Raw genomic sequence first — 11600 nt, 5'->3', positions numbered from 1 at the left:
TTTCGGGGTTTATTTTTATCTAAAATACAACTTATTTAGCTGATAAACAAGTTTTTATCTACTTCTGAAAGCGCCTAAAAAAGCCTAGTAATTTTAATTTACTAGGCTTTTTTTTATTGTGAAATTTACTAAGATTTACTTAGTGTCAACCCTAATTGTTTTCCTTTTTCAATCATAAAAGTATAACAAGCATTGTATTCATTAGGTATTTTACCATCTAAAATCCCCTCTTTAATAGCTTCTTTAATTTGACCAATTTCTCTGCAAGGTTTTAAATTGAAAACAATCATAATTTCTTCGCCTGTAATTGGTGGTTGAAAATTACGCACTTTATCTCTTTCCTCTACTTCTTTTATTTTGGCACGAACCAGCTCAAAATTTTGATGGTAGCGTTTAAATTTTCTTGGATTTTTTGTGGTAATATCTGCCTCACACAAGGTCATTAAAGCATCTATATCTTCACCAGCATCAAAAACCAAACGTCTTACTGCAGCATCTGTTACATTACTTGCCAAAACTATAGGTCTAGAGCTTAACATTACCATTTTTTGTACAAACTTCATTTTATTATTTAAAGGCATTTTTAAGCGTTTAAATAATTTGTAAACCATTTTAGAGCCCACAAATTCATGAGAATGAAAGGTCCAACCCACTTTTTTACTAAATTTTTTGGTTGGTGCTTTACCAATATCATGCAGTAATGCAGCCCAACGTAACCAAACATTATGGGTGTGTTGTGCAATATTATCTACCACTTCTAAAGTGTGGTAAAAATTGTCTTTGTGTTTTTGCCCTTCTACCTCCTCTACTCCTTTTAAAGCTATTAATTCTGGTAAAATTTGTGGCAGTAATTTTGTTTTTTCTAATAACAAAAAACCAATGGAAGGTTTTACAGAAGCCAAAATTTTGTGCAACTCGTCAATAATTCTTTCTCTGGTAATTATTTTAAGACGATGTGCGTTTTTTGTGATTGCATTTAAAGACTCCTCTTCTATTCTAAAATGTAATTGTGTAGCAAAACGAATGGCACGCATCATTCTTAAAGGATCATCAGAATACGTAATGTCAGGATTTAGAGGTGTTTTTATAATACCATTTTCTAAATCTTGTATGCCATTAAATGGATCTAGCACTTCGCCAAAATTCGCTTCATTTAAACTTAAAGCTAAAGCATTAATGGTAAAATCTCTCCTATTTTGGTCATCTTGTAATGTTCCTTCAGAAACCTCTGGATTTCTGCTTTCTTCTGTGTAAGATTCTTTTCTGGCACCAACAAATTCTACCTCTACATCTTTATAACGCAGCATTGCAGTACCATAGGTTTTAAAAACTTGTACTTTTGGTTTATTTGGTAAAAGATCAGCTACTTTCAGAGCTAGATCTATACCACTTCCAATGGCAACTACATCTATATCTTTTGCTGTGCCTCTTTTAAGAAAAAAATCGCGCACAAAGCCACCAATTACATAGCTATCTATTTGTAATTGTTTAGACGCTTTAGAGATAATTTTAAATATTTCTAAGGATATTGCTTCTGGGTGCATCATTATGTATTTATAAAAAACTCACGAATTACAACGCAAATCTTGTACGTTTTTAAGGTTGTACAAATGTAAGATTTAATCTAAGTTATAAAAATTGTTACTAATAATTATTGATGCGTTTTAATTATATTTTTTTTGAAGCCAAGACTTTATAAAAGCTAACTTTTTAGGCGGACACAAATCTAAACTTTGCATACATAAGAAAAGTTTATCACTACTTTTTTCTACCTTATTCACTTTATATTTTAACCAAAAAAATGGTTTTCTATAATTTTGAAAATAGGCTAATTGATATTTTTTTTTAAGAACAATATTGATATTTTTTATTCCTAAATGATACATTAAAGACTCTGTTAAAAATTGAGTTGAATCTCTAAACTTATATTTTATATTATTCTCAAATTCATTTTTATTTTTGCTGAAATAATTTTGTAATGTAGACTTTTTTACTGGAAAAGGAGTGTGCTTTGTTTTTAAAAACTTGGTAAAACCTAGTTTTTTTGCAGCAAGCTGTTGAGCTTTAAAATGGCTCGCTTTATTTCTTTTTTTTAATTGAAAAACTTTTAAATAAAACTGCTTTATTTTCTTACTTAAAACGTTTTCATCTAAAGATCTCCAAACACCTCTTACAACCAATTTACCATCTATAAAAAAATCTTTTTCTTGCACATCGCTTAACAACAAAACGTCGTCATTAAAAACTAAAAAATGTTCTGATAAATTAGGAATTCTATACAACATTGTAGCTATAGACCTTGCATTAAAAGTTGGTAAGTATTGGTGATAGCCTTCAAAAATAGTTTTATGATCTACTATAAAAACGTTCGGAAAATCTTTTTTTGCTTTTTGTTTGTCCTTTAAAAAAACAGGGATTTGATTATCTGTTACAATGTAAATATTTCTAACAAATTTTGCGTATTTTAAGATAGATTTTACAGCAAATTCAATTTCATTAACTGAATTATAAGCAGTATACTGCTTTGTAGTTTTCCAGTTAACTTTGTTATCTAAGTATGTATTAATTTTTTTTTGCCAATTTACATCACTGGCATCTACAAAAGTAAAAACAACATCAATTTCCATTATATTTTTCTCTTATTTAACAAACTTAATTTGCTGTAATTTATAGATTTTTCACTTAACCAAGTACTGTTTATTATCGCTAAAAAATAATAAGATATTATTTTTTTAAATAAAACAAACTGAAGTTTAAGCTTTGGTACAAAGAAAAAAAACAAACCAAGTAAACCTAAAATAAATTTACTAAACATTGTGTAAACCACAAGCAGAGTTTGTAATAAAAAACAATAAATACCCTTAAAATGGTTGGCAAAATAAACGTGTTTAGAAATTAACACCTCTAATTTTGTTATGGAAGCTGTTTTTAGGTTTATTCGGGAAGATCCGCCATGATTGTGTATAATAAAGGTATTTGTAAGCAAACCTATTTCCCCTTTTTTATCTCTAATTTTTTTAGACAAATCTACATCTTCAAAATACATCCAATAATCTTCATTCCAACCTTTTATTTTAGAAAACCAATTTTTACTTATAAGCACTACAGCACCAGAAATCCAATCTGGATATATAATATGAGTATCTTTTTTAATAGATTTTTCTAATTTTGTTTTAAAAATTGCCCTAAAAAAACCAAATAATGTAATTAATTTAGGAAAAAATCGCATACTTTTTTCATAACTACCATCTTCATTTTTTTGTAAACAAGAAACTGCTCCTAAATTCTTTTTAGCTAAAATTACAGTAAGCATTTCTAAAATAGGTTGTTTGGTAATTTTTGTATCAGGATTTAAAAATAGAAAATAATTTCCAGATGCCTTTTTAGCTCCTAAATTACATCCGTTTGCAAAACCATTATTACCAGAATTTATATAAAATTTAAAACTTGGAAAATTATTTTTAAATTCTTCAATTTTAATTTTATTCAAAGAATTATCCACAATAATTACTTCTAATAAAAAATCATCATCATCAATTTTAGCAATAGAATCTAAACAATTCTGTAAATGATGCCAACTTTTATAGTTTACAATAATAATAGAAATATTATTTTTTTCTGCAGCCACATTTATTGATTTCTGTTGTTAATGAGCCAAAGTTTAATATAGCGGGTTAAAACACCGTAGGCTTGTGTTTTTGCTACTAAAAAACCGGCAAAACCATCTAAAAACCCTAATCTTACTAAGTAATGTATTAAAAAACGTGCTGGTGGTTTTACTAAAACATGGTAAATATTTACTTTTTTACCTTTCTCATAAAGTTCTTCTGCCCTAAGTTGTCCGTAGTGATTCATTTTGGCAATATAGTGGTCGTAACTTCTAAAAGAAAAGTGATCTATTTTACTTTTAAAAAAACCCAATTCACCTTTAGCCGTTATGGTTTCATGCACCACACCTGCATATTTACAGTATTCTTTCAAAAACAAACGTACTACTTTGTCTCTTTGAAAACCACTATAATTTACTTTTTTATCTGCAAAATAAAAGGTTCTTCTTACATAAAAACCAACAAAACCTTTTGGTTTTTTAACTGCTTCTAAAATTTCTGCTTTTACTTGTTTTGTAACTCTTTCATCTGCATCTAAAATGTAAATCCAAGCATTTTTTGCTTGAGAAATGGCATAGTTTTTTTGAGAAGAAAAATCATCAAACTTTCGTTTGATGATTTTTACATTCATTTTTTCAGCTATTGCTAGCGTATTATCTGTACTATAAGAATCTATTACAATAATTTCATCAGCAAAACTTACAGATTTTATAGCATCTGCGATATGAATTTCTTCATTTAAGGTAGGTATTATTGCTGAAATTTTTGTCATAGAACTCTGTCTTTAAACAGCTACGTCATACTCACGTAAAGCATCATTTAAAGAAGTTTTTTTGTTGGTACTTTCTTTTCTTTTTCCAATAATTAATGCACAAGGTACATTGTACTCTCCGGCAGCAAACTTTTTAGTATAACTACCAGGAATTACTACAGATCTTGCAGGTACTACACCTTTCATTTCTACAGGTTCATTGCCAGTTACATCTATAATTTTAGTACTCATAGTTAATACTACATTTGCGCCTAAAACAGCTTCTTTTTCTACTCTAACACCTTCTACAACAATACATCTAGAACCTACAAAAACACCATCTTCTATAATAACAGGTGCTGCTTGTAACGGTTCTAAAACACCACCAATACCAACTCCACCAGAAAGGTGTACGTTTTTACCAATTTGTGCACAAGAACCTACAGTTGCCCAAGTATCTACCATAGTACCTGCATCTACATAAGCGCCAATATTTACATAACTTGGCATTAAAATAGTACCTGCAGAAAGGTAAGATCCTTTACGAGCAGATGCACCAGGAACTACACGCACGCCTTGTGCTTCATAATCTGTTTTTAATGGCATTTTATCGTGATATTCAAAAATACCAGCTTCTAAAGTTTCCATTTTTTGAATTGGGAAATATAAAACTACTGCTTTTTTTACCCATTCATTTACTTGCCAACCATCTGTTGTTGGTTCTGCAACTCTTAATTCTCCTTTATCTAATAAATCAACTACATTTCTAATGGTATCAATCGTTTTTTGTTCTTTTAATAACTCGCGATTTTCCCAAGCTGATTCTATTATTTCTCTAATTTGTTCCATCTTAAAATTTATTTAATTGCAAATATAATTGTATCTCTTTTAAAGCAAGGCAAGATACATTTTTTAAACAGATATTTTTGGTTTGTTAAAATCTGTACTTAATGCTGTAATAATTTCTGTAAAGCGTTATTCATTCGATCTTCATCAGAATTTAGCTTTTTTCTACCTTTTAATCCTTTTATGTATAGGTTGGGTAAATGGTGAATTAAATTTTCTTCAAATTCTGAAATACAAATTAATTTTTTCATTCCTCCAAAGTCGTACACATCTGTATTTACCTTACATTTTAAACTATATCTAAAAGGCTCCTGAATTGGTTTACCAACTTTTTTACGTAAGGAATTGACCAAATTATTCCATAAATAAAAAGGTTTATAGCGTATTAATTGTTCAAAATTAATGTTTTGCCCAACTTTGTCTAACTGTTTCTTGGTTAAAATAAAAGTAGCTTGGTGTGTGTTTTTAAAGTAAGCAAATTTTTTACCCGCATGCTCTTCCACAGAATTAAAATCCCAATCAAAATGGCTGTGGTAACCTACATAAAAAAGGCCATCTTTACTTTTTTCTATTTGAATTAAACCAGTAACTCTATCTTCTGGCAGAATTTTGCTGTATTCTAAATGTTTATCTACATGGCTTTCTAAAAATAAATGATCGTTTTCGCCGTAAATAAAAACATCAAAATCATTTTTTCTTTTCCAAATTTCTGCTCTACATGTTAAAGGTAATAATTGATAGTTGTTTAATTTTACAACATTAACTTGGTCTATACCTTCTATTTCTAAAGGAATGTTAGATTGAACAATTACAGTAACTTCGTATTTTTTAAAGCTTTTAAGTTCCTTTACAACTTCAGATAAATAATCTAATTGTTCGTCTCCAAAATTTACCAAAACTGCCAATAACTTCATAACTAATAATTTTAACAAAAATATTAAAACCACTATAATAACCTAACTTTTGAAGTTATTAATTTTGAATTTTAAAACATACCTTTGCTTAAAAAAATATTTTGGCAAGAGTTTTAGCAATAGATTTTGGTAAAAAAAGAACAGGAATTGCAGTTACCGATGAACTGCAAATTATAGCTTCTGGTTTAACTACCGTAGATACACCCAATTTATTAACTTTTTTAAAAGAGTATATTTCTAAAGAAAAGGTTGAATTGTTTTTAGTAGGCTTGCCAAAACAAATGAATAACACAGATAGCGAAAGTGAAGTTTTAATTGCTCCTTTTTTAGAGCAATTAAAAAAACAAATACCAAATATTCCTGTAAAAAGAATAGATGAACGTTTTACATCTAAAATGGCTTTTCAAACTATGATAGCTGGCGGCATGAAAAAAAAACAGCGCCAAAATAAAGCTTTAGTAGACGAAATTAGTGCAACTATAATTTTACAGTCTTATTTATACAATCAATTTTAAGGATGTAATTGGTTCTATTGAAATCAGTTTAATGCAAAAACAGACAAATAAACGTGTTAAGTTTTAAATTTCTAAACCAAACTGCTTAATTTTCAATTAAAATACAAGAAATAAAATTTCATTTTTCCCTCGAGTAATAGCATTACTTAAAAAATCAAAAGCAAAAATTCGTAATTCGTAATTGTAAATTGTATTTTTGCACTCGTTTTTAAATAAATAATAAAAAGAATGATTTTACCAATTGTTGCCTACGGAGATCCTGTTTTAAGAAAAGTTGCTGTAGATATTGATGAAAATTACCCAGATTTAGACAAGCTAATTGCAAACATGAAAGAAACCATGTACAATGCTTCTGGAGTTGGTTTGGCTGCCCCTCAAATTGGTAAACCTATCCGTTTGTTTTTAATTGATGCTTCGCCTTTTGCAGAAGATGAAGATTTATCTGAAAAAGACAGAGCCGTTTTAAAAGATTTTAATAAAGTTTTTATTAACGCTAAAATTTTAGAAGAAGAAGGAGACGAATGGGTTTTTAACGAAGGCTGTTTAAGCATACCAGATGTTAGAGAAGATGTTGTTCGTAAACCAACAATTAAAATAGAATATTTAGATGAAAACTTTACAAAGCACACAGAAGCTTTAGATGGTTTAGCTGCAAGAGTTTTTCAGCATGAATATGATCATATAGAAGGTGTTTTGTTTACAGACAAACTATCTTCACTTAAAAAAAGAATTATTAAAAAGAAATTAGAAAATATTTCTAAAGGAAAAATTAAAGCAGATTACAGAATGCGTTTTCCGCTAGCAAAAAAAGGCAAATAAAAATATAAAATCTCTTTAAAGTTCGTATTAAAAGTACACAAAAAGTAAAACAACTTTTAATTGAATTAAAAGAGAAGTTTTAAAATTAAAAAATATGGAGTTTAGTAAAATTATTTCAATAACTGGTAAACCAGGTTTATACCAAGTAGTATCACAATCTAAAAATGCAATTATTGTTTCATCTTTAACAGATAACAAAAGAATTGCAGTAAATGCAACACAAAATGTAAGTTTACTAGAAAATATTGCAATATATACGTTTGAAGAAGATTTACCTTTATTAGATGTTTTTAAAGCAATGTATGCTAAAACAGAAGGTAAAGAAGCTATTTCTCATAAAGAAAGTGGTAAAAAACTAGAAGCATTTTTTGCAGAAGTTTTACCAAATTATGATGATGAAAGAGTGTACACTTCTAACATAAAAAAAGTAATACAATGGTTTAATCTTTTGGTAAAATCTGGCATGGATTTTTCTAAAATTGAAGCACCAAAAGAAGAAACTACAGAAGAATAAACCGCTTTAACAAGCCTATAATTCTTACTAAAATAAAGCAATGTCATTTCTATGCATAATAGAAATGGCATTTTATTAAAGAAACGTTTTGAATAGCAGAAAAGAACAACTAGCGGCTTTTAACAGATTGTTAGATATTATGGACGATCTAAGGGAGAAATGCCCTTGGGACAAAAAACAAACGCTAGAAAGTTTACGCCATTTAACTATTGAAGAAACCTACGAATTGGCAGATGCCATTTTAGATAACGATTTGCCAGAAATTAAAAAAGAACTGGGAGATGTTTTGTTGCATATTGTTTTTTACGCAAAAATTGGTAGCGAGAAAAAAGCATTTGATATAGCTGATGTTGCCAATGCCATTTCTGATAAATTAATTGACAGGCATCCTCATATTTATGGCGATGTTAAAGTTGAAAATGAAGCAGACGTAAAACGTAATTGGGAACAATTAAAGTTAAAAGAAGGTAAAAATTCGGTTTTAGAAGGCGTTCCAAAAAGTTTACCTGCTGTTGTTAAAGCAAGTAGAATTCAAGAAAAAGTAGCAGGTGTTGGTTTTGATTGGGAAAAACCCGAGCAAGTTTGGGAAAAAGTACAAGAAGAACTTACCGAGTTAAATGAAGAAATAAAAGCTAAAAATAAAGAAAACACAGAAAAAGAATTTGGCGATGTTTTATTCTCTATGATTAATTACGCGCGTTTTATTGGTGTAAATCCAGAAAACGCATTAGAAAAAACAAATAAAAAATTTATAAATCGTTTTCAATATTTAGAAACAGCGGCTAAAAAAGAAGGCAAAAACATAGCAGACATGTCTTTAACAGAAATGGATAGCTATTGGGAAAAATCTAAGGAATTTTTTAAATAATTCCTTAAATTTTCTATCAACAAATATCAAAGACAAATTATTGATATTGTTTCATTTCATCATCATAAAAAGCGCCTGCTTTATCCATTAAATCTGCTAATTCTGTAGCAATATCTTCTTCACTTTCTCCTGTTAAATCTTCAAACCACTCAATTTCATCATCTTTTAAATTAATAATAAAACGAGGAAATTCTGTATGTAAAACAAAAATATCATCAGGAAAATTGCTATTATCTGCTAGTAAAAATTTTGGTAAATCCATTTCTTAAAATCTAAATTAAATCAACTCGCATGCCGTTGAAGGTTATTTTGTGTGCACTAATTTTTTACCTGCGTGTAAAAAACTGGTTTGTTCTTCTTTTTCTTTTATCAACTTTAAAGTTAACCAATTAAAGCGCATAAAAAGTAAAATAGAGGCTGTGGTTAAACCAGCTAGTAAACCTAACCAAATGCCAAAACTGCCATACATATTTTCTTTTCCTAAGTAATAAGAAATAGGAAAACCTACTACCCAATAAGAAATAAAAGTTAAAATTGTTGGTATTTTTACATCTTGTAATCCTCTTAAAGCGCCTAAAACAATTACTTGAATGCTGTCTGATATTTGAAAAAATCCTGCAGCAAACAATAAACTACCAGCTATTTTTATTACTTCCATATTATCATCATAATTTGCCAAATCTTTTAAATCTACATAAATATTTGGTAAAACTTCATGAAATATAAAAAAGAAAACTGCAAATACAAACGCAAAAATTGTTCCTAAGAAAAATATTGAAAATGCTATTCTACGCAGTTCTTTATAATTTTGTAATCCTTTTTGATTTCCTACTCTTATCATAGAAGCCACACTTAAGCCCATAGCCACCATAAAAGTCATAGAAGCTAAATTTAATGCTATTTGATTTGCCGCTTGCGGATTTTTACCCAACAAACCACTCAACCAAATGGCTGCTGTAAAAATAGCCACTTCAAAAAACATTTGCATAGCACTTAAAGAACCTAAATTTATTATTTTTTTTATACTTATAAAGTCTAAAACCAAAACTTTAATGTGTTTTACAATGCGCTTAGACCGTTTGTTATAACGTAACACTAGCCATAAATACAAAACCATAACAAGTCTAGAAGCCAATGTACCATAAGCAGCACCAACAATACCCATTTCTGGAAAACCAAATTTTCCAAAAATTAATAAATAGTTTAAACCAACGTTTATAATATTTGCTAATAAAGTAGCGTGCATTGGGTATTTGGTCATAGACATACCATCACTAAATTGCTTAATTGCCTGAAAAATAATTAAAGGAATTAAAGAAAATGCAACCAAATCTAAATACGGTAATGCTAAATTTACAACCTCTGTTGGTTGTTGCATTAGATATAATAAAGGTTTAGAAAAATAAATTCCTAAAAACAAAATTACGCCCAAAGTTGTGCATAAAAACAAACCACTTTTATAAACATTTTTAGCCTGTTGTAAATTATCAGAAGCATCTGCAGCTGCAATTAACGGCGTAATAGCTGTAGAAAAACCAATACCAATAGACATGGCAATAAACATAAAACTATTACCTAAAGATACTGCTGCTAATTCTGCAGTACCCAATTGCCCAACCATAATATTGTCTATAAAACTAACAAAAGTATGCCCTAGCATACCTAACATTACAGGCGCAGCAAGTTTCCAATTGTATTCAAATTCTGATGTATATTGAGATAGATTCAATAAAATATTGCTTTTAAATTGTGCAAATATAGATATTATAGTGGCAATATATTTGGCAAGAACTTATCAATTTTCACTTATTTTTTCCAATTAAAATAATTACTTTTGATGAAACTAAATTTTAACAATTATGGCGAATATAACATTACACGGAGACGCAATACAAACTTTAGGAGACTTACCAAAGGTAGGCGCTCAAGCACCAAATTTTTCTTTAAAAACAGTAAAATTAGAAAATAAAACTTTGGCAGATTTTTCTGGAAAAAAAGTAGTTTTAAACATTTTTCCTTCTATTGATACTGGCACATGTGCAACTTCTGTTAGAGAATTTAATAAAAAAGCGGCTAGTTTAGAGAACACCGTGGTTTTATGTATTTCTAAAGATTTACCATTCGCACAAGCTCGTTTTTGTGGTGCAGAAGGTATAGATAATGTAGTAATGTTGTCTGATTTTGCTAGCGGAAGTTTTGGTAAAGATTACCAACTTGATTTTACCTCTGGCCCACTAGCTCCATTGCATTCTAGAGCAGTAATTGTTTTAGATGAAACCGGCAAAGTTTCTTATACAGAACAAGTACAAGAAATTGTAGACCAGCCCAATTATGATGCTGCTTTAAAAGCAATATAAATCAATGAAAAATCCTAAAGATGGTTTTTTAAGTGGCAGAATACGTAGTTTAAAATTTGCTTTTAGAGGTACTTGGTTACTAATTACTAAAGAAGACAGTATAAAGGCACAATTAGGTATTGCTTTATTTGCTACAATTTTAGGTATTTGTTTCAAAATTTCTAATACAGAATGGATGGTACAGTTTTTGGCCATAGGTTTAGTTTTAGTTGCAGAAGCATTAAACACAGCAATTGAAGAAGTTGCAGATTTTATCCATCCAGATTTTCATACAAAAATAGGTATCATAAAAGATATTGCAGCAGGTGCACCAGCTTTAGCCAGTATTATTTCTTTAATAATTGCTGGCTTTATATACATTCCTAAAATCGTTTTGCTATTTTAGCAAAAAAACGTAAAATTTATTTA

At 29.1% G+C, this 11600-nt stretch carries 14 protein-coding genes; 6 read left to right on the top strand and 8 right to left on the bottom strand.

The window, feature by feature from the left end; translation table 11 throughout:
* Nucleotides 1-128: 128 nt before the first annotated feature.
* The 6 genes from Q0762_RS13090 to Q0762_RS13065 all read right to left on the bottom strand — a co-directional run bounded on the left by Q0762_RS13090 (nucleotide 129) and on the right by Q0762_RS13065 (nucleotide 6119).
* Nucleotides 129-1547 carry an HD domain-containing protein gene (locus Q0762_RS13090; protein WP_298767429.1) on the bottom strand — a complete coding sequence of 473 codons (1419 nt, stop codon included), beginning with the start codon at nucleotides 1545-1547 and terminating at the stop codon, nucleotides 129-131.
* 117 nt (nucleotides 1548-1664) lie between these two features.
* On the bottom strand, nucleotides 1665-2627 hold the full coding sequence (locus Q0762_RS13085; RefSeq protein WP_298767428.1) for a hypothetical protein: 963 nt from the start codon (nucleotides 2625-2627) through the stop codon (nucleotides 1665-1667).
* Nucleotides 2627-3628 carry a glycosyltransferase family 2 protein gene (locus tag Q0762_RS13080; RefSeq protein WP_298767426.1) on the bottom strand — a complete coding sequence of 334 codons (1002 nt, stop codon included), beginning with the start codon at nucleotides 3626-3628 and terminating at the stop codon, nucleotides 2627-2629. Before Q0762_RS13080 ends, Q0762_RS13085 begins: the two co-directional genes overlap by 1 nt.
* A gap of 2 nt (nucleotides 3629-3630) precedes the next feature.
* Nucleotides 3631-4380 carry a glycosyltransferase family 2 protein gene (locus tag Q0762_RS13075; RefSeq protein ID WP_298767424.1) on the bottom strand — a complete coding sequence of 250 codons (750 nt, stop codon included), beginning with the start codon at nucleotides 4378-4380 and terminating at the stop codon, nucleotides 3631-3633.
* A 12-nt stretch (nucleotides 4381-4392) separates the two neighbouring features.
* Complete coding sequence (locus tag Q0762_RS13070) at nucleotides 4393-5208, bottom strand: 2,3,4,5-tetrahydropyridine-2,6-dicarboxylate N-succinyltransferase (RefSeq protein ID WP_298767422.1); 816 nt, start codon at nucleotides 5206-5208, stop codon at nucleotides 4393-4395.
* A 98-nt stretch (nucleotides 5209-5306) separates the two neighbouring features.
* Nucleotides 5307-6119 (bottom strand): hypothetical protein, encoded by an 813-nt coding sequence (locus Q0762_RS13065; RefSeq protein WP_298767420.1) that lies wholly within the window; start codon nucleotides 6117-6119, stop codon nucleotides 5307-5309.
* 101 nt (nucleotides 6120-6220) lie between these two features.
* Between Q0762_RS13065 and ruvX the strand changes: the two genes are divergently transcribed.
* The 4 genes from ruvX (at nucleotide 6221) to mazG (ending at nucleotide 8835) form a co-directional block, all read left to right on the top strand.
* On the top strand, nucleotides 6221-6634 hold the full coding sequence (gene ruvX, locus Q0762_RS13060; RefSeq protein ID WP_298767418.1) for a Holliday junction resolvase RuvX: 414 nt from the start codon (nucleotides 6221-6223) through the stop codon (nucleotides 6632-6634).
* 228 nt (nucleotides 6635-6862) lie between these two features.
* Entirely contained in the window at nucleotides 6863-7453 is a 591-nt protein-coding gene (gene def, locus Q0762_RS13055; protein WP_298767416.1) for a peptide deformylase, read from the top strand.
* A gap of 94 nt (nucleotides 7454-7547) precedes the next feature.
* Nucleotides 7548-7967 carry a DUF5606 domain-containing protein gene (locus Q0762_RS13050; protein ID WP_298767415.1) on the top strand — a complete coding sequence of 140 codons (420 nt, stop codon included), beginning with the start codon at nucleotides 7548-7550 and terminating at the stop codon, nucleotides 7965-7967.
* Nucleotides 7968-8055: 88 nt separating this feature from the next.
* Nucleotides 8056-8835: a nucleoside triphosphate pyrophosphohydrolase gene (gene mazG / locus Q0762_RS13045; RefSeq protein ID WP_298767414.1), complete on the top strand. Its 780-nt coding sequence runs from the start codon at nucleotides 8056-8058 to the stop codon at nucleotides 8833-8835.
* A 37-nt stretch (nucleotides 8836-8872) separates the two neighbouring features.
* On the opposite strand, the gene Q0762_RS13040 is transcribed toward mazG, so the two are convergent.
* Entirely contained in the window at nucleotides 8873-9097 is a 225-nt protein-coding gene (locus tag Q0762_RS13040) for a hypothetical protein (protein WP_298767413.1), read from the bottom strand.
* Between the two features lie 42 nt (nucleotides 9098-9139).
* A complete protein-coding gene (locus tag Q0762_RS13035) occupies nucleotides 9140-10564 on the bottom strand; it encodes an MATE family efflux transporter (RefSeq protein WP_298767412.1) in 1425 nt (474 codons plus the stop codon).
* A gap of 130 nt (nucleotides 10565-10694) precedes the next feature.
* Here Q0762_RS13035 and tpx point away from each other — a divergent pair, with 130 nt between their 5' ends.
* Both tpx and Q0762_RS13025 read left to right on the top strand, forming a co-directional pair.
* Nucleotides 10695-11192, top strand: coding sequence for a thiol peroxidase (gene tpx, locus Q0762_RS13030; RefSeq protein ID WP_298767410.1), 498 nt, complete (start codon nucleotides 10695-10697; stop codon nucleotides 11190-11192).
* Nucleotides 11193-11196: 4 nt separating this feature from the next.
* Nucleotides 11197-11577 carry a diacylglycerol kinase family protein gene (locus tag Q0762_RS13025; RefSeq protein WP_298767408.1) on the top strand — a complete coding sequence of 127 codons (381 nt, stop codon included), beginning with the start codon at nucleotides 11197-11199 and terminating at the stop codon, nucleotides 11575-11577.
* Nucleotides 11578-11600 lie beyond the last annotated feature (23 nt).

The organism is uncultured Polaribacter sp. (genome assembly GCF_947495205.1).
Classification (GTDB): domain Bacteria; phylum Bacteroidota; class Bacteroidia; order Flavobacteriales; family Flavobacteriaceae; genus Polaribacter.
The sequence above is the reverse complement of the archived record's forward strand: the minus strand, read 5'-3'. Positions and strand labels throughout refer to the sequence as shown.